The organism is Atlanticothrix silvestris CENA357, from assembly GCF_016056295.1.
GTDB classification, from domain to species: Bacteria; Cyanobacteriota; Cyanobacteriia; order Cyanobacteriales; family Nostocaceae; genus Atlanticothrix; species Atlanticothrix silvestris.
Genome location: NZ_JAECZB010000080.1, coordinates 78,034 through 103,229, shown reverse-complemented (window position 1 = coordinate 103,229; position 25,196 = coordinate 78,034). Strand labels below are relative to the sequence as shown.

General features: G+C 40.4%; 20 protein-coding genes and 1 pseudogene. 14 read left to right on the top strand and 7 right to left on the bottom strand.

What is annotated here, in order from left to right; translation table 11 throughout:
• Positions 1-599 precede the first annotated feature (599 nt).
• From I8751_RS20470 to I8751_RS20450, 5 genes and pseudogenes are all read left to right on the top strand, one after another.
• Complete coding sequence (locus tag I8751_RS20470; RefSeq protein WP_214440947.1) at positions 600-1,088, top strand: hypothetical protein; 489 nt, start codon at positions 600-602, stop codon at positions 1,086-1,088.
• A gap of 112 nt (positions 1,089-1,200) precedes the next feature.
• Positions 1,201-2,070, top strand: coding sequence for a polyphosphate kinase 2 family protein (locus I8751_RS20465; RefSeq protein WP_214440946.1), 870 nt, complete (start codon positions 1,201-1,203; stop codon positions 2,068-2,070).
• Between the two features lie 153 nt (positions 2,071-2,223).
• Positions 2,224-2,844 (top strand): chemotaxis protein CheB, encoded by a 621-nt coding sequence (locus I8751_RS20460; RefSeq protein ID WP_214440954.1) that lies wholly within the window; start codon positions 2,224-2,226, stop codon positions 2,842-2,844.
• 149 nt (positions 2,845-2,993) lie between these two features.
• Positions 2,994-4,892, top strand: a pseudogene (locus I8751_RS20455) (CheR family methyltransferase).
• Positions 4,893-4,919: 27 nt separating this feature from the next.
• Positions 4,920-7,037, top strand: a complete 2,118-nt coding sequence (locus I8751_RS20450; protein WP_214440945.1) for a PAS domain-containing hybrid sensor histidine kinase/response regulator — start codon at positions 4,920-4,922, stop codon at positions 7,035-7,037.
• 3 nt (positions 7,038-7,040) lie between these two features.
• On the opposite strand, the gene I8751_RS20445 is transcribed toward I8751_RS20450, so the two are convergent.
• The 3 genes from I8751_RS20445 to I8751_RS20435 form a co-directional block, all read right to left on the bottom strand.
• Positions 7,041-9,686 (bottom strand): chloride channel protein, encoded by a 2,646-nt coding sequence (locus tag I8751_RS20445; protein ID WP_214440944.1) that lies wholly within the window; start codon positions 9,684-9,686, stop codon positions 7,041-7,043.
• Positions 9,687-9,977: 291 nt separating this feature from the next.
• The gene (locus tag I8751_RS20440; protein ID WP_214440943.1) at positions 9,978-11,291 is read right to left on the bottom strand and encodes a TldD/PmbA family protein; all 1,314 of its coding nucleotides are present in this window, start codon (positions 11,289-11,291) and stop codon (positions 9,978-9,980) included.
• A gap of 360 nt (positions 11,292-11,651) precedes the next feature.
• Positions 11,652-12,515 (bottom strand): Tab2/Atab2 family RNA-binding protein, encoded by an 864-nt coding sequence (locus I8751_RS20435; protein WP_214440953.1) that lies wholly within the window; start codon positions 12,513-12,515, stop codon positions 11,652-11,654.
• Between the two features lie 252 nt (positions 12,516-12,767).
• Between I8751_RS20435 and I8751_RS20430 the strand changes: the two genes are divergently transcribed.
• The 5 genes from I8751_RS20430 to I8751_RS20410 all read left to right on the top strand — a co-directional run bounded on the left by I8751_RS20430 (position 12,768) and on the right by I8751_RS20410 (position 17,524).
• Complete coding sequence (locus I8751_RS20430) at positions 12,768-13,718, top strand: homogentisate phytyltransferase (RefSeq protein WP_214440942.1); 951 nt, start codon at positions 12,768-12,770, stop codon at positions 13,716-13,718.
• A gap of 4 nt (positions 13,719-13,722) precedes the next feature.
• The gene (locus tag I8751_RS20425) at positions 13,723-14,190 is read left to right on the top strand and encodes a tetratricopeptide repeat protein (protein WP_214440941.1); all 468 of its coding nucleotides are present in this window, start codon (positions 13,723-13,725) and stop codon (positions 14,188-14,190) included.
• Between the two features lie 9 nt (positions 14,191-14,199).
• Positions 14,200-15,789, top strand: a complete 1,590-nt coding sequence (gene cobA / locus I8751_RS20420) for a uroporphyrinogen-III C-methyltransferase (RefSeq protein ID WP_214440940.1) — start codon at positions 14,200-14,202, stop codon at positions 15,787-15,789.
• A gap of 107 nt (positions 15,790-15,896) precedes the next feature.
• A complete protein-coding gene (gene coaE, locus I8751_RS20415; protein ID WP_214440939.1) occupies positions 15,897-16,490 on the top strand; it encodes a dephospho-CoA kinase in 594 nt (197 codons plus the stop codon).
• A gap of 707 nt (positions 16,491-17,197) precedes the next feature.
• Positions 17,198-17,524 carry a hypothetical protein gene (locus I8751_RS20410; RefSeq protein WP_214440938.1) on the top strand — a complete coding sequence of 109 codons (327 nt, stop codon included), beginning with the start codon at positions 17,198-17,200 and terminating at the stop codon, positions 17,522-17,524.
• Here the strand turns inward: I8751_RS20410 and I8751_RS20405 are convergent.
• Positions 17,521-18,915: a TldD/PmbA family protein gene (locus tag I8751_RS20405; RefSeq protein ID WP_214440937.1), complete on the bottom strand. Its 1,395-nt coding sequence runs from the start codon at positions 18,913-18,915 to the stop codon at positions 17,521-17,523. The genes I8751_RS20410 and I8751_RS20405 overlap by 4 nt on opposite strands.
• Positions 18,916-19,096: 181 nt before the next feature.
• Here I8751_RS20405 and I8751_RS20400 point away from each other — a divergent pair, with 181 nt between their 5' ends.
• Both I8751_RS20400 and I8751_RS20395 read left to right on the top strand, forming a co-directional pair.
• Positions 19,097-19,588 (top strand): hypothetical protein, encoded by a 492-nt coding sequence (locus I8751_RS20400; protein WP_214440936.1) that lies wholly within the window; start codon positions 19,097-19,099, stop codon positions 19,586-19,588.
• A 299-nt stretch (positions 19,589-19,887) separates the two neighbouring features.
• Complete coding sequence (locus tag I8751_RS20395) at positions 19,888-20,772, top strand: GUN4 domain-containing protein (protein ID WP_214440935.1); 885 nt, start codon at positions 19,888-19,890, stop codon at positions 20,770-20,772.
• Positions 20,773-20,831: 59 nt separating this feature from the next.
• Here the strand turns inward: I8751_RS20395 and I8751_RS20390 are convergent, their stop codons facing one another.
• Positions 20,832-21,293 (bottom strand): type II toxin-antitoxin system VapC family toxin, encoded by a 462-nt coding sequence (locus I8751_RS20390; RefSeq protein ID WP_214440934.1) that lies wholly within the window; start codon positions 21,291-21,293, stop codon positions 20,832-20,834.
• Positions 21,290-21,541, bottom strand: a complete 252-nt coding sequence (locus tag I8751_RS20385) for a hypothetical protein (protein ID WP_214440933.1) — start codon at positions 21,539-21,541, stop codon at positions 21,290-21,292. Before I8751_RS20385 ends, I8751_RS20390 begins: the two co-directional genes overlap by 4 nt.
• Positions 21,542-21,796: 255 nt before the next feature.
• On the opposite strand from I8751_RS20385, the gene I8751_RS20380 reads away from it, so the two are divergent.
• The gene (locus I8751_RS20380) at positions 21,797-22,192 is read left to right on the top strand and encodes a hypothetical protein (protein WP_214440932.1); all 396 of its coding nucleotides are present in this window, start codon (positions 21,797-21,799) and stop codon (positions 22,190-22,192) included.
• 127 nt (positions 22,193-22,319) lie between these two features.
• Positions 22,320-23,195 (top strand): DUF4351 domain-containing protein, encoded by an 876-nt coding sequence (locus I8751_RS20375; RefSeq protein ID WP_214440931.1) that lies wholly within the window; start codon positions 22,320-22,322, stop codon positions 23,193-23,195.
• A 228-nt stretch (positions 23,196-23,423) separates the two neighbouring features.
• Here the strand turns inward: I8751_RS20375 and I8751_RS20370 are convergent, their stop codons facing one another.
• Positions 23,424-25,109, bottom strand: a complete 1,686-nt coding sequence (locus tag I8751_RS20370) for a hypothetical protein (RefSeq protein ID WP_214440930.1) — start codon at positions 25,107-25,109, stop codon at positions 23,424-23,426.
• Positions 25,110-25,196: the final 87 nt, after the last annotated feature.

Below are 25,196 nucleotides of genomic sequence, written 5' to 3'. Positions count from 1 at the left end.
TAGATATACAATCAGACATAAGTCAATGAATTAGGTCTAAAGTTTTAGTTGGAGGAGCTTGTTTTTTTTCATTTATTCATCAAATATAGAGGTGTCCTCTAACGAATAGTAAGCATCTTGGTAATAACCTAACCTTATCCAATGTCCGTAGTCCGCGCCAGCGGACTTTTTTTTATAGTCACTCAAGTCCTATAGGAATCTGCTTTGATTCCTGAAATCATTTGCGTAGTAAGGGAACAGGGAACAGGGAATAGGGAATAGGTAAGAAGAAATAAAGCGGAAAGTCTGCCGGGGAGATACTCCTGCCGGAGAACTTTTCAAGAAAGTGTACTGAGTTTTGTTCAGAAATCAAATATGAGTCCTATACAATTTTTTAATTAGAGATAATCAAAAATAATTATATTTTTAAGCTGTTACGCATTTAACTTGAACATTTACATGAAGGCTGATGGCTGATAACCGTTAACAGTTAACGACCGTAAAGAGTGTTTACGCAATTTAGGCGCGCATCAGCTTAGAGTCTCACCCTGCTAAGAAAATTTGCATGAATAGTAACTGATTCGCTAGGCTATTGATATTCTAGTTTTTTAAGGCGTGCTATGGATTTTGAAAGCAAAGCTACCGCCCCAAATTCTACAGACAATATCGAATTTGCTCAGCCAGCTCGTAAGCCACTGAAATTGTTGCGAAACACTGAAGCTTTACTACGCCGTCCTACTGTAGCAACACTGGTACCAATTTTACCGTCCAAGCTGAGTAATAAATTGCAAGTAGCTTCAAATGTAGCAGATGAAACCTTACAAGAGCTTGCAGAGATTGATTTAGAGCAAATTAGTGATTTTGAACTACAATCGGCACGAATTCGTGTTGGTTTAAGTTTTATTGGTTTTGGAGCGCTGATGATCCTGATGCTGCTACTGTATTTGAACACATTACATCCAGAACTAAGTACTGTAGAACAAATTCGGTCTTTTTGGTATCAATATGTCTGGTTTGTCTGCTTAGGTGTAGCGGGGCTGTTTGTACTAGGCCGAGAAGCGATGCGTCCTACCTCCAACCAGCAAAAGTTAAAATTTAAAAAAAGATAACTTATTATGAGCGATCGCTGCACTTGAATATTAAGCAGCAAAAAAATTTACAAAAGGTTAAATTTTATAGTGCGGAATTTTTCCGCCTATTAACTATTAGGAGCGATTTTACGTGAATCATGATGCTTTTATTGTTCCACCAAACTCCAAGATTTCTCTGCAAAAAGACTATGACACCGCTTATAAAGTTGATAATTATCAAAAAATTGATGCAGCAAGCAAATTACAGACAAATATTCAACAAATAGCAAACTACCAAAACATTCTCTATGCTCAAAATACTTATGCATTGCTAATTATCTTTCAAGCAATGGATGCTGCCGGCAAAGACAGTACAATTAAACATGTGATGTCTGGTGTAAATCCTCAAGGATTTCAGGTGTTTAATTTTCAAGCTCCCAGTACCGAAGAATTAGACCACGACTATCTATGGCGAACCACAAGAGCCTTGCCAGAACGAGGTCGGATAGGAATATTTAACCGTTCATACTATGAAGAAGTCCTGGTAGTTCGGGTACATCCAGAAATTCTTTTAAAGCAACAACTTCCCCATTTTCCTAAAGAAAATGAAATATGGCAACAGCGATTTGAAGAAATCAACAATTTTGAAAAATATTTAGTGAATAATGGTGTAATTATTCTCAAATTTTTTCTGAATCTTTCAAAATCAGAACAAAAAAAACGCTTTTTAAAACGAATTGATACACCAGAAAAACATTGGAAATTTGCAGCAAGTGATGTCTATGCAAGATCTTCGTGGGATGATTATATGGAGGCTTATGAAGCAGTTTTTAACCATACCAGTACTGAATGGGCACCTTGGTATATTATCCCTGCCGATCGCAAATGGTTTACACGTCTCGTCGTTGCTGACATTATCTGCACTAAATTAGCAGAACTCAATCTCAAATACCCCACAGTCAGTGATGAACATAGACAGCAACTCTTGCAAGCAAAATATATGCTAGAGCAAGAAGATTAACTTGTAAGCTTAACAGTTCAATACGAAAAGTTCCAAAAAGCTAGAAAATAATGCATAATATTTTCAGGCGTATCAATGAATCTTAAGTTTAAATTCATCTATTAGGTATTTTCAGAAATAATAAAGTTGGCTGATAGTTACAGCCGAAAAATTATGACGCAGATGGCAGGAAATGCCAACAATCACCCAACTCAGTTTGCAAACGCTGCTTTTGATATTGTAGCTTTGGCAGCTTCGGCAGGAGGGCTAAATGCTTTAACTGAAGTATTATCAAATCTACCCGCAGACTTTACAGCCGCGATCGCTGTGGTGCAACATCTGGCTCCTCAGCATCGGTCAATGATGGCAGATATTCTCAGCCGACGGACTGCACTTAAGGTCAAGCAAGCACAAGAAGGAGACTCTCTCGCCCCAGGAACAATTTATATTGCCCCCCCTGACTATCATCTACTAGTTAACGGCGATGGCACGCTTTCGTTATCCCAATCGGAATTGATACATTTCCTACGTCCCTCTGCCGACTTATTATTTGAATCGATGGCAGGTAGTTATAAAGATAGAGCCATCGCTGTTGTGCTAACTGGTACTGGTAGCGATGGTGCAATGGGTGTAGAGGCAGTCAAAAAAATGGGTGGTATTGTCATCACCCAAGACGAAACAACCGCCGAATTTGCTGGGATGCCCATTGCGGCTTTTCAAACAGGCGATGTTGATTTTGTTCTACCCTTACAAGAAATATCAAAAACACTAGTCACTTTAGTGATGGGTAATTAAAAAAAATTGGGCATGAGACATTGGGCATGGGGCATGGGAGAGCCATTATTATTTGTTATTCTCCCCTGCTTCCCTGCTCCTCTGGTTACTGAGCGTAGTCGAAGTATGCTCCTCTGCTCCTGTGCTCCCTGTTCCCTGTTCCCTACCTTATGACTTCTTCAGAAAAAGACCCGGAGTTTGAAAATTTACTGACTTATCTTAGACAAAACCGGGGTTTTGATTTTACAGGTTATAAACGTTCAACTTTGATGCGTCGTGTACGTAAGCGGATGCAGCCATTAAATTTAGACAACTTTGGAGATTATTTAGATTACTTAGAAGTTTACCCAGAGGAATTTAATTATTTATTTAATACTATCCTGATTAACGTCACTGCCTTTTTTCGGGATGCTTCAGCCTGGCAACACCTAGCAGAGCAAGTACTGCCTAATCTTATTCAACGTAAGACAAATTCTGACTAGATCCGCATTTGGAGTGCTGGTTGTGCCTCTGGGGAAGAAGCTTATACTTTGGCAATGCTGATGACTGAACTTTTGGGAGCAGAAGACTTTCGCCAAAGAGTGAAAATCTACGCCACAGATGTAGATGAAGAAGCCTTAAATCAGGCTCGGCAAGCGGTATATTCAGCTAAAGATGTCCAATTGTTAACAACGGAACTTAGGCATAAATATTTTGAAACTACAGGTAACAACTATGTCTTTCGCCAAGATTTGCGTCGCTCAGTGATTTTTGGTCGCCATGATCTGCTTCAAGATGCACCAATTTCTCGCTTAGATTTGTTGGTCTGTCGCAATACATTAATGTATTTTAATTCGGAGACTCAGGGACGGATTTTAGCTCGGTTTCACTTTGCGCTAAATGATTCGGGTTATCTTTTTTTGGGAAAGGCAGAAATGCTGTTGATGCATTCTAATCTTTTCACTCCCGTAGATTTGAAAAACCGGATATTCCATAAAGTATCGGCAACAAATTTGCGCGATCGCCTTTTAATTATGGCCAATACAGCAGATGATGAATCTAGCAGCCGTTTGTCACGACATATTCGCCTGCGAGATCTGGCTTTTGATACAGCACCAATCGCCCAAATAGTTGTTGACATCAATGGCATACTAGTGCTGATCAACGAGCAAGCACGCACTTTATTTGGACTCTCGCCTAAAGATTTAACCCGTCCCTTCCAAGATTTAGAACTTTCTTATCGACCAGTAGAACTGCGATCGCTCATTGAACGAGCTTACAATGAGCGTCGTGCGGTCAATTTGACCAACGTAGAACGTTATCTATCCAGTTCTGAAATGCAATATCTGGATGTACAGATTAGGCCTTTGCAAGACATCGATAGCAGTTTTTTGGGTGTCAGTATTGCTTTTCATGATGTCACCCGTTACATTCAGCTGCAAGAAGCGTTGCAACGTTCCCGTCAAGATTTAGAAACTACCAACGAAGAACTACAATCTACCAATGAAGAATTAGAAACTACCAACGAAGAACTTCAATCTACCAATGAAGAATTAGAAACCACCAACGAAGAACTTCAATCTACCAATGAAGAATTGGAGACAATGAACGAAGAACTTCAGTCTACTAATGAAGAATTACAAACTATTAATAACGAGCTAGGTGAGCGCACTACAGAACTCAATCGCACAAATGTTTTTCTGATATGCATCCTCAAAAGTCTCCAAAGTGGAGTAGTCGTGATTGATAAAAGCTCTAACATCTTAGTTTGGAATCACATGCTAGAGGATATGTGGGGATTGCGGGCAGATGAAGTATTAGGAAAATCTTTATTTAGCCTAGATATTGGTTTGCCCGTCGAGCAACTGCGATCGCCCATTCGCGATTCTCTATCTGGAAAGCGGCAGTTCCAAGAAATGATCTTTGATGCTACCAATCGTCGGGGTAGACAAATAAAATGTTATTTGGCGATTACTCCCCTATTTGGTACGGAGATGGAGGGAGCTGTTTTAATGATGGCAGATATAGAGAAAGTTACCAGTATGATTTCTAGTCAAGAAATCGCCGAACGGCAGCAGCAAGAGCAATAGGGGTAAGGAATTAGGAGAAGATTGTAAATGGCAGGAGATAATTTGGAACAAGCGATCGCTGGGGCACACCGACGACTGGAAAATTTATCGCGGCGTGCTAGTCAAACACAAAGACAAGACTTCGCAGTAGAGCTATTACAAGAAGCGATCACGGAAATTTCCATTTCTCTGGAAGAATTACATGTATCGGCCGAGGAACTACAACAACAAAATGAGGAATTGGCAGCTACTCGCCAGCTTGTAGAAGCAGAGCGCCAGCGTTATCAAGACTTATTCAACTTTGCCCCCGATGCCTATTTAGTCACCGATGTAACTGGCATTATTCAAGAAGCCAACTATGCAGCAGTGCAGTTACTCAATGTGCGTCAGGGTGCCCTCATTGGTAAACCATTTTCTGTATTTGTATATCAAGCAGAACGACATAAATTTCGGCTTATGATGCTGCGGTTGCGACAACAAAAACAAATTCGTGGGCAAGAGTTGTGGATGTTTCACAATAATGGTGATATCGATTTTCCTGCCGAAGTCACCGCCACTTTAACCGGAGGTGATAGTAAGGGAAAACCAGATAGTTTACGCTGGTTATTAAGGGATATTAGCGATCGCTACCGCACAGAACAAAAAATCCGTGAACAAGCGGCCTTACTAGACATTACAACAGATGCAATCTTGGTGCGAAATTTAGACAACCAAGTCTTATTCTGGAATAAAGGTGCAGAAAATGTTTATGGCTGGCGCACAGAAGAAATTTTAGGAAAAAACGCCTCAATACTTTTACCTCAAACATCTCCAAAAACCTCACCTCAACTGGCAGCAATTATCAAAATAGTTTCGGAGTTAGGTTCTTGGCAAGGTGAATTATACAAAGTTACCAAAGATGGCAAGAAACTTGTCATTGCTAGCCGCTGGACACTCATGCGCGACCCCGCAGGCTTACCCAAATCTATTCTCACTGTTGATACTGATATTACTGAGAAAAAGCAACTCGAAACTCGGCTGTTTCGCACTCAACGTTTGGAAAGTCTGGGTACTTTGGCTAGTGGTATCGCTCACGACCTCAACAATATTCTTACCCCGATGGTGACAATAGCTCAACTGTTGCCTTTGAAACATCTTCAAATGGATGAAAATTCGCAACAAATGCTGAAGTTGTTAGAAACCAATGCTAAACGAGGATCTGATTTAATTCAGCAAATTTTGTCCTTTACCCATAGTTCAGAAGGTAAACGCACAATTGTATCGGTGTCACAGATCATAGAAGACATTGAGCAGATGATCAAACGCACATTCCCCCAATTCATTGACATCTACACAGATATATCACCAGATGTAGGAATTGTTTTAGGAGACAGCACTCAACTACATCAGGTATTAATGAACTTAGTAGTTAATGCTCGTGATGCCATGCCTAACGGTGGGAGCTTGCGTATTTCTGCTACCAAACTATCACTCAACCAAAACCATCACAAAATACGTATAGGAGCAAAAACTGGCTCCTATATTGTAATTACAGTCAGCGATACCGGAGTAGGCATTTGCCCAGAAATCATCGATAGAATTTTTGACCCATTTTTTACTACCAAAGAAGTTGGCAAGGGTACAGGTTTAGGTTTGTCTACAGTTATTGGCATCATCAACAATCACGGTGGTTTTGTGGATGTATCCAGTGAGATAGAAGTTGGTAGCCAATTTCAAGTTTATCTGCCCAGCAGCGAAGAGAGCATTGACTCCGTAGTAGATGAAATAGAACTGCCAATAGGACAAGGGGAATTAATTTTAGTTGTTGATGATGAAGCAGCAATTACTCAAATTACCAAAACTACACTAGAAATCCACAACTACAGAGTACTGACTGCCGAAAATGGAATTGAAGCTCTTGCTCTCTATACCCTACACAAAAATGAGATTCAACTAGTGCTGATGGATATGATGATGCCATCAATGGCGGGAGGTACAGCAATTCGTACCCTGCAAATCATGAATCGAGAGGTACAAATTATTGCCATGAGTGGATTAGCATCTGCTGAGGCTTTAACACAATTTACAGGTGGTATTCAAGGATTTTTACCAAAACCCTTTACTGTTCACGAATTATTGAACTCTGTACAGCAGGTGCTTACATCGGGTAGTAAGTCTTTCCATTAGAATTTAACTATTAATTGCTCCTCTGACTAATATCACTGTACTCTTCACATTAGAGGCGATCGCTTCTGGGATATTACCTTGAATTGTTTGCTGTAATAATCCCTCCCGTGAAGCACCTAAAACTACAACATCATAATTTCCGGTTTTTACTAAATTAATTACACCATCAGCAACCGAATCAGCTTGCACTGGGATAGCCACAACATTACTAGACAATTTGCGGCGACGCATTAACTGACGGATAGCTTGCTCTAACACTGTCATGTCTGGCTTTAATTCAGATGGCTTAAACACCTGCGTCAGGCGAATTTGGGGATAATTTCCCAGCGTTACCAATGCAGGCAACAACTTAATTGCCAACCTAGCATTAGGGCCGCCAGCCATCGGTACTAGCCAGCGGTTGAACTTAAGAGGAGGAGATGAGGATAAGTTTCTATCTTGTTTCCCCTGCGACGTGACTTTTTCTGCCAATTTCACAAGCATCACATCGCAGGTGGCTTGACGAATTACGGTGTCTACAACATTGCCAAAAATTCGGCCAGGGGTAGAAGTGCTACCTTTCCAACCCATTAAAATGATGTTGATGTTTCGTTCTTTGATGATTTCTAAAATCGCTTGGGCGGCATCGTGGGCGACTCGAATTTGTGTATGCAGAGGAATTTGCCACTTTTTCGCTAATACTTCTGCTTGTCGTAGTAAGCGACGGCTGTTTGTCGTTCTGACTTGCGTTTCTGAGGGAGAAGCATGACGCGACACTAACATTACTTGTACACACTCTATTTCATAGTGGCGATCGCGAGCAATAGCTGCTGCCATCTGTAAAAGAATACCTGCGGTTTCAGGATTAGCCAGTGGGACTAATAACCTGCCTCGGCCGATGTTGGGCGATCGCGTTTGGTAAACTACATAAGAAGGTTCTAGTTGTAGCTTCGGGGTTGTGTTTCCATAATTGAGATGCTCAGCTTCTGCCCGGATGATATCTGCACGGGTAATAATACCAATTAATTTTTGCCCTTCCACAACTGGTAAGCGACTGATGTGATAACGATCAAGTAAATACAGTACATTGCTGAGATTATGCACTGGTGTTACCGTCATCGGCTCAGAGATCATAATTTCCCTTAAGGGAGTATCATTTGATGTATTATGGTCGCGGTTTTTCACTAAATCTGATTGCGTTACAATACCTACCAGTTTGCTTTCTTCTACCACTGGAAAGCCCCGATGATGGGAACGAGCAAAAGTCTGCATGGCTTCATCTAGGGTCATCTCTGCATCTAGAGTTTCTACTCGCCGCTGCATTACATCTTTTGCTGTTAATCTTGTTAATATGCCCTCGGCAGTAGTTGCTTTGGCGATCGTGATGCCATTTAAATTTAAAAGTTTCTCATACAGTGAACCTGGCATTACTTTCTCTGCAACTAAGTAAGATATTACAGACACAATCATCAAAGGTAGTACTAGATTGAAATCTGTAGTCATTTCAAACACAATCACAATTGCGGTGATTGGTACCTTAGAAACAGCACTAAAAAATCCTCCCATTCCTGCTAAAGCATAGGTGCTAATGGAACCTACCCCCAAAAGGTGGGACTCAGACACACCAACGAAGTGTCCTAAACAAGAACCTAAAATGAGACTGGGAGCAAATAACCCCCCAGGCGCTCCAGAACCAAATGCAATCAAAGTCAGGATAAACTGGGCAACAAAGACGATCGCTGCTAAAGATGCATTAGCATTACTGGTGATCATATACTCCCTTAGCCCAGTATTATCACGAAATAATTCGGGGAGCATGGCCACGATAATTCCAGAAATCAAACCAGCTAAAGCCACTCGTAACGGCAAGCTGATGTGTAGTCTTTTGTAAAATTTAATACTATTAATTAGACCATAGTTAAATAATGCACCCAATAACCCAGCCAAGATACCCAATACTAAAAAAAAGGGAATTTCTGGGAGGGAAAATTTGCTAGAAGATTGGATCAATTCTAAATTTAGTTGCAGACTGCGCCCCCCAAGTAGCCGGGATACTACCCCACCAATAAAGGAGGCAATAATTGCAGTTTGTAGAGTTAATCCCGATAAATCTTGAAGTAACTCTTCAACAATAAATAATACACCAGCGATCGGGGCATTAAACGCTGCTGATAAACCTGCACCCGCACCAGCAGCAATCATCTGGCGTTGATGATCTGGAGAAGTTGGAACCCAGCGACTCATCCCCGCTGCCAAACTCGCGCCTACGTGAACAGTGGGGCCTTGTCGTCCTAAAGTTATCCCTGAACCGAGGGCAAAAATAGAGCTGAGTAGTTTCACAGTGGCGACTCGCCAAGATAACCTAATTGGTACATTGGCAAGAGTGGCTTTAACTTGAGGAATACCGCTACCAGCTGCTTCTGGAGCCAATCTTTGTACTAAAGCGCCAGCCAAAAATCCAAAGACCAAACCAATTGCTGGTAACGCCAACCAGGCTGGTAAAGCTTGGGTAGTATGAACTCGCCATGTTCCTAACCATCCCGATCCTACCTTCAGAAATACCGCAGATAGGGCAGCCACAAAACCAATAATAGAAGCCTCTGCGATCGCTAAACCTCTTCTAGGCTGCAACCAGCTGCGAAAGCGCTGAGTAAGAACAGGAAGCGACATAATAATTAAAATTAAAATAAGCAAATATTCATTTTTACTTCCACAGTTATATGCTTAAAAAGCGGATTTTTGATCACAGTTTTTATCAACTGACTAAATTACTTCAATCCTAACTAATCCTTATCCTAACTACTTAGGCAGCATTAATTACGCAGATAAGTAGGTCGGTGTGAATATTTATCATCAGGTTCAGGCAGGAGGCAGGAGGGTTTTATTTCACTTTATTAACGTAGTTGGGTTTTTTCTAGCTGTTCTACTTATTTTTTGTTCTCTGTTTCCTTATTCCACTATTTAATTATTTCTACCATTAGTAGATAATCCTTCTACTATTAGGGATGGAGTATAACAAGAACCATTCCAATCAGCATCGTTACCTAATTGTACTAGTTGCTTGAGGGCTGTGTAGACATTACCTGCAACCATCGTATCTTTTACACGCCCAATTACATGACCTTTTTGCACACGATAACCCAAATCAATATTGATAGAAAAGTCGCCAGAAATGCCACTGCCGCTGCCCAACATTTGATCCACAATTAACCCATCGTCCATCTGTTCAATCAAGTCTTGTAGTGAGGCTGAACCAGGCTGGATCAAGAAATTAAACAAGCCAGGACTGGGATAGCTGCCTAAACCAGGTCGAAAACCATTACCAGTAGTGTCAATACCCAACTGTTGCCCGGTGGTGCGATCGCAATAAAAATGCTGTAAGATTCCATCTTGGACAAAGACTAAAGGAGTGGTAGGAGTGCCTTCATCATCAAAAGGACAACTGTAAGGGCCTGCTTGTGGGTCTTGGTAGAGAGTCAGGCTAGATGCAATCACTGGTTTACCCAGGCGTTCTGCCCAAGGGGAAGCTAACTCTAAGACGCGCTTACCATTTAAAGCTGCTTGTGCAGTGCCCCAAAGCATATCAGCCGCTTTAGAAGTAAACAAAATCGGGACGCGACCATTAGGCGGTGAGACATTTTCTTTAGCCCAAAGCAACCTTTGTAAAATTTGATGAGCTATTTTATCTGGTTGCAGAATATCTCGTTGAGTTTGCCCATCAGAAACACTTAAGAAATCATCGCCTCGTATCCATTCTGCTGATACATAACAACTGAGGGTAGTGTCGGTGTAGTAACAATCTAGACCTTGAGTATTTACAAGTCTAGTAGTTTCCACATCACATTCCCAATCACTATTGCAAAGAACATCTGGATAAACATCGCGGATCAAGGCGATCGCTTCTTTGCCCCATTTTACCAATACCTCAATGGGTACATCTTTCCCCAAATCTGGATAGGAAGGTTTAGAGTTACTGCCTAATTGTACTGCTTCGGGTTGATTGAGTTGACTCAAAGCCAAAGCTCGTTCCACCAGCGCTTGAGGTGAGACAGAACCGTAAGCTACCGTGAGTCCTGGTCGTCCATTTCGCCATAGCCGCAATACTGTACCTTCAGATTGGCTGGTTTCTAGCTGCTTGAGACGGTTAGCCTCAAAAAACACGGGACGGGAAAGCGATCGCGACTGATAAACCTCAGCTGCTTCTGCCCCTGATTTTATGGCTAGTTCCAGCAGTTGTTCTGCTAGCGTATCTTGTGACAAATTTTCAGCACCCATGACCCTTGGTGAATTGTAGATTTTGGACTTTGAGCTGCAAATGAACGCAGATAATTATCCCAAATCATTGGTATCTATCAGCGTGTATCAGCAATCGTAATTTTGAGACGCAGATGGACGCAGACAATTATCCCAAATCATCGGTGTCTATCAGCGTGTCATGGACGCAGAGAATTATTTCACAAACAACTAGATGTATCAGGATATATCAGTATAAGTACGATATCTGAAATAAAGCCTTTAAATTTTTTTGCAGGCTTTAATTCAAATCTTCCTCTTTTTTCGGCCTTAATCTTTTATCCTTTATCCTTTCTTCGGTTATTAAGTCCTTTCTTGAATACATACACGAATTTGCCCAATTTATGGCAAATTCACCTCTTGTAATAGCCAAAATCCAGTAAAAGATTGTGCATCGGGATCAGACTGCACACCAATAAAATGTACACCATTAGCTTTTTGTTTAGCCTCTTCAAAACCTTTGGCTTCTGCTAAGATTTGAGGATTTTTAATATTTTCTAAAATCCAACTTTCAGTAGCACCAGTTTCTAAAATTAATCTCTCCCCTTTGGTAGTGTCAAACTTCAAAAAAGCCAACTCCAAACCAGACATCCAACCTGCGATCGGCAATGCTCTGGGTGAGAAAATTAAAACGCCAGGAATGCGGGTTTCAGGTGATAATTGTGCTATCTCTAAGGGAAATGCTTCCCCAAAGCCAATTTCCCACTCTGACATTTCTGCAAAATCAGCAGCTTGTAAACTCACAAATGCCCACTGTTTACCTTCTAAAGCATCTGGTAAGCGCTGGGGTAAAGGTCTTTCTAAACGCACCGAGGGATTAGTCCCTCCTTGATACCCTGGTTCTTGGGGATAAACTTCCTCCATCCGCTGTTTTAGCCATTGGTTGAGAACCAAAGCACGGCGGCTAGGTTGGGCGGGAATACCTATATCCTGACAAGCTTTAGTAATCATGTTGTTCATTTGGCGGCGGAAAAAGCGAATTTTGATCGGCGCTTCTCCAGCTTGAGTAATTGCTTCTTGTAACGCCGTCCTCAACCAACCCGAATTGACTTCGGTACTGGGACAATACTGAGTATAGCGAAACAGGGAATCCATACTTTTGCCCACATCCGCAGGACTTTCGCAGATTAAGACTTCCCAAACTTTTTTCTGATTTGCGTCCAGAATTGGACGTGAGTAAAAATCAATTTCCCAAATACTGCCCATGTAATGCCTGTGAAAATCTGGCGACTTCATATTTTGCTTATATTTTTATGATAAGAGGGTATGGGCAGCATCTAGCATTGGGAATTGAAATGAGCAAGCAAGGTCTCCTGCGCCTGCGAATTTTTGTTATGATTACGACTTGCAAATGCGATCGCACAGTCGCAAGGACGCAGAAGTCCGCCTCCTGCTGTAAATGACACAAATCTGTGACAATGATTAACAGTAAGCCGGAATACTGAATCTAATTTACTCATGAGTCAGAGTTCTCAAAACAGCCCTTTGTCACACAAGCCTGTTCCATCAAATTGGTTATACGCTTTCTGGAAATTTTCTCGCCCACACACGATTATTGGCACTACTTTAAGTGTCTGGGGCTTATATTTAATTGCTATTGCTGTTTCATCAACGGGATTTTCTGGCATTCCCCTGAGTCGGGTTTTAGGCGCATGGATTGCTTGTCTGTGCGGTAATGTTTATATTGTGGGCTTAAATCAATTAGAAGATATTGATATTGACAAGATTAATAAGCCTCATTTACCACTTGCTTCAGGAGAATTTTCTCGGACACAAGGACAATTAATTGTCGTTTTGAGTGGGCTTTTGGCTTTAGTTATAGCATGGTTCACAGGCCCTTTTTTGTTCGGAATGGTGGCTATTAGTTTAGTAATTGGTACGGCTTATTCTTTGCCACCAATTCGTTTGAAGCAGTTCCCATTTTGGGCAGCCCTTTGTATTTTTTCTGTACGCGGCACAATCGTTAATTTAGGTTTGTTTTTACATTTTAATTGGGTATTACAACAAAACTCATCAATTCCGCCTGTGGTGTGGGTTTTGACGATATTTGTTTTGGTGTTTACCTTCGCGATCGCTATTTTTAAAGATATCCCCGATATGGAAGGCGATCGCCTATACAATATCACCACTTTCACTATTCAACTCGGCCCGCAAGCTGTATTTAATCTGGCGCTTTGGGTGCTAACTGTCTGCTACCTAGGAATGATTTTGGTTGGCGCTATCCGTTTAGCCTCAGTTAACTCAATATTTTTGGTGATTACTCATCTAATAGTTCTGTGCTGGATGTGGATGCGGAGTTTGGTAGTAGACTTGCAAGATAAAAGCGCGATCGCTCAATTCTATCAATTTATCTGGAAACTCTTTTTCCTCGAATATCTCATGTTCCCTATTGCCTGTTTGTTGGCTTAAAACGATGTTAGAAAATTTTCAAGGAACTGATGTTTTGGCAATTATAGCAGTTATTGTTAGTATTGCCTTTCTCGGTTATTTCGCCTGGAAAACCTTAATTACCTCCAACTTTTTCCAAAAGGGAATTAATCTTTATGAGCAAAAAGACTTTCAAGGTGCGGAAGCAGCTTTTCGCAAAGTAATGTCTATCAACTCTACTAATGATGTAGTTCGCTTGCTGCTGGGAGATGTTTTAATCCAGCAAGGGGAAGTTAAAGAAGCTAAGGAATTGTTTGAGGAAGTAATTCAACGCAGTCCCAAAAATCCTGATGCATATTTGCGTTTGGCGAATATTTTAATGCAGGAAAATCAGCAATCAGCAGCCAAAACTAATCTGCAAGCAGCTAAAGATTTATTGCAAAAACAGCGCCAACCTGAAAGGGCTAAGAAGGTTGCTCAATTATTAGATCAAATAAGTGCCAAGTCAACTTAACCTGAAATTATGACTGAAGCAAAGGGCAAAGTTTACCTCGTAGGCGCTGGCCCTGGAGATGTAGCATACCTGACGGTTAAAGCTTATCATCTCTTGGGTCAAGCTCAGGTGTTAGTCTACGATGCCCTAGTAGATGAGCAATTGTTACGTTGCGTATCGCCTGATTGTCTAAAAATAGATGTAGGCAAACGTGGTGGTAAACCCAGTACACCACAAGCTGAAATTAATCAGTTACTCGTTAAATACTGCCAAGAAAATCGACAAGTTGTCAGGTTTAAATCGGGTGATCCGTTTATTTTTGGGCGTTGTACTTCCGAAATTGAAGCTTTGCAAGCGGCTAATTGTGAATTTGAAGTAGTCCCAGGTATTTCTTCAGCCCTTGCAGCACCGTTACTGGCGGGGATTCCCTTAACAGATAACGTCTTGAGTCGCTGTTTTGCCGTGTTGACAGCCCACGAACCGGAAGCTTTAGACTGGGAAGCTTTATCTCGGTTAGAGACACTAGTAATATTGATGGGCGGACGACATTTGCCAGAGATTGTACATCAACTAGTTAGACATGGGCGATCGCGTCTAACACCCATTGCCATCATCCGCTGGGCAGGTACTCCTAATCAACAAATCTGGACAGCCCAATTGGGTAATATTTTAGAGCAAACCGCTGGTTTATCTCTTTCGCCAGTAGTAATCATCATTGGTGAGGTTGTCGGGCTACGCAATTACTTACAACCTGAGAAAATATCTTTAGAAGATTCGACCACACCTAAAATTTCCAGTCCTGCAATTATGTCAAGCAATTTCGCCCCATCTACTCAGTTTCCCCTTGCTGACAAAACAATCCTGGTGACACGTTCGGTTGGACAGTCGAGTCAATTTAGCGATCGCCTCACTGCATTAGGCGCAAAAGTCATTGAAATGCCTACCTTAGAAATTGGCCCGCCTTCGAGTTGGGCAGATTTAGATCAGGCGATCGCTAATTTATTAGATTTTCATTGGTTAATTCTCACTTCTACCAATGGTGTAGATTACTTTTTTGAAAGGTTAAATGCCCAAGGGAAAGATAGCCGTGCTTTAGCTGGTGTAAAAATAGCCGTTGTTGGCGAAAAAACAGCCCAAAGTCTCAAACAACGTTACATCCAACCTGATTTTATTCCGCCTAGCTTTGTTGCAGATTCTTTATTGGCAAGTTTCCCCGAAGAATTATCTAGAAAAAAAGTTTTATTTCCTAGAGTCGAAAGTGGTGGAAGAGAGATTTTAGTCAAAGAATTAACTGCTAAAGGTGCAGAGGTAATAGAAGTTGCGGCATATCAATCTTGCTGTCCTAGTAGTATCCCAGATTCGGCAAAATTAGCTCTGCAAAATCATACAATAGATATCATTACCTTTGCGAGTTCCAAAACTGTACAATTTTTTTGCCAACTCACACAAAGCATATTTCCTCACAACTCTGATCTAATTTCTGCTTTAGAAGGTGTGTGTATTGCTTCTATTGGTCCACAAACTTCAAAAACTTGTCATTCTTTATTCGGACGCGTGGATGTAGAAGCTGAAGAATATACTTTAGATGGATTAACCCAAGCATTAATTCGTAATTCGTAATTCGTAATTCGTAATTAAGATATATGTCTGTTCCCTATTCCCTATTCCCTGTTCCCTATTCCCTGTTCCCTATTCCCTGTTCCCTGTTCCCTGTTCCCTATATATACATGAAACGCATCATCGGCTTAACTGGAGGTATTGCTACGGGTAAAACCACTGTCGCCAATTATTTGGCTAGTGCTTACAATCTGCCGATTTTGGATGCTGATATTTATGCTAGAGATGCAGTAACTATAGGTTCACCTATTCTTGATGCGATCGCCCAACGTTACGGCGAACAAATTTTACTCCCAGATGGTAACCTCAACCGCCAAAAGCTAGGCGAAGTTATCTTTGAACGTCAAGATGAACGCAACAAGATAGAGGAGTTAATTCATCCTTATGTAGGCGATCGTTTTCAGGAGGCGATCGCCCAATCTTCTGCACAAACACTGGTGTTAGTTATCCCTCTGCTGTTTGAAGCCAAGATGACTCATTTAGTTACAGAAATCTGGGTTGTGCGTTGCTCTGAGTCACAACAACTGCAAAGATTAATACAGCGAAATCACCTCAGCCAAGAACAAGCACAAGCCCGCATCAATAGTCAATTATCTATAGAAGAAAAAGCATCTCGTGCCGATGTCGTGTTAGATAACTCCTCTACCCCAGAAACACTGTTAGACCAGGTAGATGTTGCGTTAGACTTAAAAAGTATAAATTAGAGCTAATTAGTCTTGAAAGTTTACATTCCTGACACTATATATACATATATAAAGCATGTGTGTATAAAGTAAATGTGCTAAATTAATAGAATAAAAGTATGATTCTTTAAGTAATATTTTTCTATAAATTAGTACTTTTACTGGAGACAATTAGACAGTTTTTACTATAAAATGTGCAATAATTCCACCTTTTACAGCGTAAAAGATTCTACCAAATGTTTAATGTTATCTTCAGTAAGTATGAGTGACGAATAAAATATTGTTACTTAAATTTTATCAGGTATAGTCGGCATCATTAAGTAATACAAATAAAAGCTAGTAAAAATTAAACATTAAGAACTCCGAATTATGTCTTAAAAAAAGTTAATTTGCATTTTAGTTAATCCTCTTAAAATTATTTTGTAACCCACATTCCAAAATAACTAGTGTGATTTGCTGATTATTAATGATCAGGTGGTGTATTGTCTTCGTAATCTGACAATCATCATTTGAATTATTCAAAATTATTTTTTTCACATTAGATTTTATTCGGTATGGTGCTTTATGGACGTTAGTTTTAATGCACTAAAAATATTGAATAGGGCGTTAGTCTGCTACCTATAAAAAAGGATTTGGGGTAATTAGGTAATTTGTATTTACACCCTAGATAACAGGTTTGATTATTTTCATCAATTAAGATTTGTTAGTTGATATTGGAAAATTTACTTATGTCTTTTATCAAAATAGGAATTAACTTGAGTTCTAATTTTATAAACTCTTTACCATTGCTGTTCTATCCAGTAAATAGATTAAGCAAAAAGCATAAAACTCACGATTATAGCCAATTAATTTGGGGAAAAGATTACGTATTTGAGTCACTCAGTAGCGGAATAGAAGGACAAATGACTGGCATAGGTAAAGGTATAAAACCGCGTGACTACATTATTTTGCAACGCGGTTTTGAAACTTATCGATATCGAGTTGAGCAAATCGATTATTATTCTGACCCCTCAGATATGTGGATAGCCCTACTAAAGCGCGAATCAGTTAGTTAAATTTCTCCGCCAACTACGACATCTCGAATTCGCAAACTGGGCCCACCACAGCCAACAGACAGACCATTTTGCCCACCTTTACCGCAACCGCCAGACTCATCCCAGTAAAAGTCATTGCCAATTGCTTCAATATCGGCGAGGGTTTGAAAAACGTTACCCGAAAGTGTAACATCCTTGACTGATTCAGCGATTTTACCGTTTCTAATCATCCATGCTTCCCCAGCGCTAAAAGTGAACATTTCTCCATTAGTCATACCGCCAAGCCAATTACGAGCATATACTCCTTCTTTAATACCAGTAAATAAATCTTCAACTGGTGTTTTACCTCGTTCAATCCAAGTATTTGTCATCCGCACAATTGGACTGAAATGATAATTAAGACAGCGCGCATTGCCTGTAGGTGCTTCTTCCAATTTGCCAGCAGTTTCACGAGAATGTAAACGTCCTACCAAAACCCCATCTTTAATCAGTTGCGTAGTAGTTGCGGGTGTACCTTCATCATCATAAAAATAGCTGCCGCGATGTCCTTCTGGGGCAGCACCATCAAAAATTTGTAGTTCTTTAGGGCCAAATCGCCGGCCGATGGTCATAACTTCTAGTAAATCTGGATTTTCGTAGGCCATATCAGCTTCAGAAAGATGGCCAAAGGCTTCGTGAACAAACAAACCAGTCAAAATTGGGTCAATGACTACAGTATAGGTATTACCCTTCACTGATGGTAGAGATAAAGCAGCAACAGCTCTTTGGGCAGCACCTTTGACTTGTTCATCCAAATTGATTAAATCTTCATAGGCTTTACGAGAACCTGTGGTTTCTCTGCCAGTTTGTACAGTTTCGCCGTTTCTGGCGGTAGCAGCAAAGCGCATTTCCATATCCACCCAAGATTGCTCAATCAGAGTACCTTCTGAGGTAGCGAGGATAACTTTTTGGGTGCTGTCACCATAGCGTACTGAAGTTGTAGTAATGCGATGGTCTACGCTTTTCAATAAATCGGTGTAGCGATCGCACAATTCTTTTTTATGGGCTAGGCTAATCTTACGCGGGTCTGTACCCGTCAAAGGTAGTTGACAGATAGCTTGTATTGGGTCTATTGGAGCGAGTAAAGTTTCTTCATCACCAACCATCTGTGCTGCTGCGATCGCTTCTTCAATTCGTTCTTTAATAGTAGAAAGCTGGTTAAAACTGCTCAAACCCCAGCCGCCTTTATGACAAGCGCGAATATGTCCACCAATGGAGATGCCTTCGCTGAGGGTTTCTACCTTGTCACCGCGCAACAAGATATCAGTCCCTTCTGCTTCTTCCAAACGAATCATCAAATAATCTACGTGGGATGAGTAGCGGGTAATCAGGTCAGAAAGTAAATTCTGTGCGTCAGCAATTGTAGTCGGCATTTGTTGGTAGTAACCACGACGAACTGCTTTTATTGTGCAATTTTTCGGGCAATGTCGGCTACTACTTTCTTGCTGAATCCAAGGATTAATTTATCTCACGCAGAGGCGCGGAGACGCAGAGAGTGAGAGTTTAAAGTCAATTACAATAATAACTACACAAATTTGCTTAATTATTATAGTTATGCGCGATCGCGTTTCTTTAGAGACTGTATCTGTAAGTCTGCCTTTTGGCATTGGTTCGATGTCTTGGAAAGTTGACACTACACAAAAGAAGGCGGCTTGGTCACTGTATGTAGAATTGGTAACGCGAATTGCTGTGCAACCATTGGCACTTGACCAGGGTTTGGTACGAGAAGCGATGAACTCTCTTTATAGTTTATTTGGAACAACTCGCGAAGTTCTCAAAGCAGCCGGGCCGGATGTAGGGGCTTCTCGTGATTCTGTGGGGGGAATTGCGATCGCTGTGTTGAATAATGGGTTAAGACCGTTTTTGGCTAAATGGCATCCGTTGTTGCAAGCGTGGGAAGCTAGACGACCTGTGGGGGTGAGTCCCAAGGAACATGAGCAGAGTTGGTCGGAGGAACCCAAGTTGCGAAGTGAGTTGGAAGCTTTGCGCGGTGGGTTGGAAGATTACGCTAAGGCGTTGGCAAAAATTGCAGGTGTGGAGGAGTGATAAAAATTATTGGTGATTAGAGAATGTTTAAAAAGTCCTCTTGTCGGTAGCAAAACGTTCTAGATTCCCCTAAATCCCACTTAAAAAGGGGGACTTTGATTCCGGTTCCCCCCTTAAAAAGGGGGGCTAGGGGGGATCTAGAAGTACTTAAAATCACAGCCAATCACTTTTCAAACATCCTCTTAGATGGTTTTTTTTAATGTAAAAACCCTTGTAGAGATGTTCAATGAAACATTTCTACAAAAAATTATTTTGCTTGTTTAAGCAAAGCATACCGGATAAAATAACAAGGAGTATTTATGGTTCATGATATATTTCTCAGCCATGCATCTGAAGACAAAGAAACTTTTGTACAAGAATTATACGAAAGACTAACCGAGGCACAATATAAAGTATGGTATGACAAAAATGAACTCGGCTGGGGAGACAATTTAAAAATAAAAATTAAAGAAGGGCTAAAAGCATCACGTTATGGAATTGTGGTAATTAGCAATAAGTACTTTGCTAAACATAAAGAATGGACTTTTATGGAGTTCGAGCAGATATTAACAACTAATAATATTCTGCCTATTTTGCATGGTATCAATATGCAAACGATTAGAAATTATCACCCAAAAGAATATGAACAAATAAAGAATTGGCTGGCAATCAGTAGTGATAAAGGGATTGATTATATTGTCCAGCAAGCCAAGAAAAAAATTTATCAGGAGTCTGAAAAAGGCATAGACTACAGCAGACTGCGCGACCTACTCGCAGCAAAAGACTGGGAGGAAGCCGACCAAGAAACCTATCGGGTGATGATTCAGGCTGTAGGTAAAGAAAAAGACGACTACTTCGAGGAAGACGAACTCTTAAATTTTCCTTGCACTGACTTACGCACAATTGACCGCTTGTGGGTAAAATACAGCAATGGACGCTTTGGCTTCAGCGTCCAGAAGGAAATTTACTTGAGCGTTGGCGGTAAAGCTGACGGCAAGTATTACGAAGAAGCCTGGGAGAAGTTTAACGATCGCGTAGGATGGACTGGAAGGGAGGGGTATTATGAAATAACTTTTGATACCTCTTCCCCAAAAGGACACCTCCCGTTTGTGGATCAAGTGATTTGGGACTTGTGTGTGGGTGGTAGTGTGTTGGGGGGTGGGGGAGGGGAAATTCTCTCTCGCATCGAGACTTGTAAACTTTAACATCTAAGGCTTTCAGACATTTATAAAGATTTCTTACAAACCCCAGATGAACGGTATAATCAACATTTCATTATTCCGATACCTGGCACTGCGGGGTTATAGCAATTCGCTTGACAAAATTTTTCTGCTACCTCCTGCACCTCAGTGGTTAAAAAAGCTTCACAACTAGCCATTAAAGCTGCTGCTACCTGCAATGCATCGGGTAACTGAAGGTTATAACGTACTCTCATTCTCGCTGCTTCTCGTGCAATAACAGCATTAATCTCCACAAAAACCACTTCATCTTGTTGCAACACGTCAACAAAAGCCTGCTCTAAATCTGCTAACCCCAGACGCATAGCACCTACTAAACACTCTGACAAGGTTATCCCAGATGTTACTGCTGTAATGTCATTATCTAAACGTTCAAAAATTTGATCAATTAAATCGACAAATTGCGGATTCCGTTCTACAAAATAAATCACAGGTGCGGTATCGAGAAATAAGTGAGAAACTCCGTTTAAAGCATCACTAATCTTCATTCCTGTGTCCGTAAGAACCTTTCTCGATACTCATCACCTTCCCGCCGACTCCGCGAAACCCACTCTTGAGCATCTTCACCAAAAAGCGGATAGGAAGCCATACCTTTTAAGTCGCTCCACTTGCGTTTTGCTGGTGCTTGAGTAACGTGCTTTTTTACACGCTCTACTAAATGCCCCATCACTGTCAATTGCTCTTCTGGAGTCAATTGCTCAATCTCGCTTAAAATTTTTTTAAGTGACGGACTCATCAACCTGACCTAAACGATTGCCGTGAATTATACAAAATATTGTACTGTATTCTAGAAATTGAAGATGCGATTATGATTTTTTCAAACTCTGCGATCGCAGTTAACTATGAAGTAAAAATGCAATCTGTAATTCAACTCCGATAAATCACGCACATCCAGAAAAACTTGTACCGCAAAAAATGCGCTTTTTGCTGAACTAGAAAACAGGTTAATTGAGCCAAAATAGCTCTGTAGAGCATTTAAAAGTGTAAAATTATGCCTCGTAAAAAACGTAGTTCTCAAATTCTAAAAAAAGCTGAATTTAGAGTTGCGGGACTAAAAGCTATTGATCCTAATATCAGTTTTGATGATAATTGCAACTTGCAAAACCTGACGCAATTAATCGAACAGGTTCAAAAAATGCTTGATGATTATAACGCTGCTTTAGCGATGGTTGATTCTTCTAAAATCAGGCTGGATGCAGTAGAAAAAACCTTAAATCAAGTTTCTGACAAAATGTTGATGGGTGTTCGTTTCCGGTATGGCAAAAACAGCAATGAATATGAACTCGCAGGTGGTGTTCGAGATAGCGATCGCGTCCGTAAAAGCAGATTGACACGCTTGAAATCTAATGCAGAGAAAACATTAGATGAAAATACAATGACTGCCTAATAATAGTTACACAAGTTTCCAGATCCCCGACTTCTTCAAGAAGTCGGGGATCTATGCCATAACAAATAGTTCAGTGTTGCTATATAATCTGGGAATTAATACAGAACTTCCGCAATCTTAAAATTGCATGACCCGGTTTATACATGATCAATTCGCCAAAGACTATTTAGAAGAATTATTAAAAGATTACGGAGAAGTCAAAGCATCAGAGAAAGTCTCAGGAGAGATTAAAGAAATAGATGTTTTATTCACTCCGGCTAAACAGCAAAACTCTAATTTACAAGTGCTGGGTTTGCTAGGAAGATTTGCGGAAAATCCTGCCATAATAGAACCTTACCGTAATCCAGCTTCTAGCGATGAGATATGCGATTGTATTCTAAAATTATTAGAAGTCAAAGCTTCTCTGCGACGAGAAGCGAAAGCTAATAAAACCAAACTTCAAGACTCAGAAATTCCCCAGCTGTGGGTGCTGACTCCAACGGTATCTGAAACTAGATTATCTAGCTTTGGAACTATGCAAAAAGATGGTTGGTTATCAGGAGTACATTTTCTGCCAGATGCTTTGCGGACAGCAATTGTGGCAATACACCAACTACCGCAAACACCGGAGACTTTGTGGTTAAGACTTTTGGGAAGGGGAAGCGTGCAGTCACAAGCGATTATCGAGTTGCAAGCGTTACCATTAAATCATCCATACCAAAAAGCAACCCTGGAATTAGTTTATAACTTGCGCGAAAATTTGAGAGTCAATCAAGAACTAGAAGCAGATGATAGGGAGTTAATTATGCGACTAGAACCACTTTATCAAAGAGACAGAGAGCAAGCTGTACAGTCAGGAGAGCAACGTTTAGTTCTACGCCTACTCAATCGTCGTATTGGTGAGATTGATGTATCATTAATCGAGCGAATTAAAGGCTTATCAATTGAACAATTAGAGAATTTAGGAGAGGCATTGCTAGATTTTTCTAATGTTGCTGATTTAGAAGCTTGGTTAAACCGATAATATTGATATATACCTGTTAATCGATCGCAGACTGGATTTATTGCGATGCCTTCCCAATATTCTTTTGCTTTGACAATATCTTTTTCTTGAGTGCTTTTATCATCACCACACAAAAGAATAATAACTGTTGATTCTTTTTGAAAGTTTGATTTTTTCGTTCCAAACTAGTAAATTTTCTGCCCCTCTCTGTGTCGGAGAGGGGTTAGGAAGAGGTTCATCGAATTCATGTTAATTTACAATACATTCTGTTTTTAACAAGGTAAATTGCTCTGTTTCCAAAACGGAACAGTGTTTTATTAACTTTGCTAAGGCTGGCGTATTATCTTGTTCTAAACTGTTTAAAGCTTTTTTAAATGCTGGTTGAAAACTTTCCAACCAAGTTTTTTTAGTCAAATATTCAGGTTGAAAGGCTGTATGTTCTACTAACCAAAAACTGACTTTATACTTTTGAATTAGCTGCTTTGCCGCTACTAAATCTGGACTATACTGAGCATCAATCAAATCAGAGGTGCGTTGGCGAATCTGAGAATAATAACCAAGATGAAAAGGCAGGGCATATTCTCTACCCACTAAAATAGACCTTTGAGTAAAAGTCGGGATGTTATCAGCTTCATCAGCAAGAGTTGCAATCATAATATCTTGGGGTTTTTGTTGGAGAAATTTGTATAGAGATACTTCTCCAGATTGCCTATAGTCGGTTGTAGGGAAGCGTCCTGAAAAATTAGGATAAAAAAGCAGTACAACAGCTAAAATTACTGTCAATATTAGTTGCCATCTTTGAGATTTTTGCTGATAAGCACGCAAAAAGCTATCAAACATAGCAGTTAAAGCAATACCTGCGGCAATAGCCATGACAATCCGCAGCGTATGAATTGTATAGCGGGTAGGAAAAAACAGTTTTAACAGTAAAGAATGGGCAGCAAAAAATAAACTTAAGGATACTATAATGATTTGAGGTAATATTTTAATTTTATTTTTAATCAGATTAATTAACGGAAACCGGGATGAATATTTAACTACTAATGGTAATAATAAACCCAACCAAATTAAGGGAGGCATCAACGGTGGCAATATGCCGCTATGTTGCCCTATTAACCAAAATCGCCAAGGATTAGGATCAAAAAAAGGATGCCGTCCTCCTGGCCAATATTCTGGCATTTTCCAGGCTTGAGAAGCAGTGGCAACTGGCCCAAATTCAGCAGAAGCGATCGCATAAGGTAACATGACTATAAATGCCAGTCCCAGTATGGCTAACACCCATAAATAATGACCGCGCGATCGCATGAATAAAATTCCCACGCAAATCAATAAGAGGGGAGGGTAAAACAGTCCTTCCAGCAAAATTATGAAACATATTGCCAGCCAAGATTTGCGTAAAATATAGTACAAAAATGCCAATAACAATGGATATACAAAAGCTTTAGGCGTAGCAGAAACCAAGTCACTTTTAAACCAAAGACTTTGATTCAGCAACAAAGTACTAATAAATCCTGCAAGTGGTACAGGAAAAATTTCCAGACATAGCCAAAAACAATAGATGCTGGTAATCAACCCTAAACAAATGGGCAAGATTTTACTCAGCAATAAAGGATCAATGCCTAAACTCGCCATTAATTTATAAACAGCAGCAAATCCTAATGGCGTGATCGATTTGAAATAATCTGCAATTAAATCATGGGGTAATAATTCTGGATTAACAAACCGTTGCATCCAAAATACATACTCTCGCGCATCATCTTGAACAACATACTCGCCTCTGAAGGCTTTTTGTAATCCTAAAATTCCGTAATATATTGCAAATCCTAGGCTTAGAGTTAACCAAAATAAAGTTTGTCTAGAAATTTTTTGCTGACGATTAGCAGATGTTTCGTCAATAAAAGCAGTTAAAAATCTATGCACTTGGGAAAATAACATTAATTACTGGATGAATTTATTGCACGCAGAGACGCAGCGAAAAGTTGTCAGGAGGGTTTCCCTCCGTAACAAACTTTTCAAGACAGA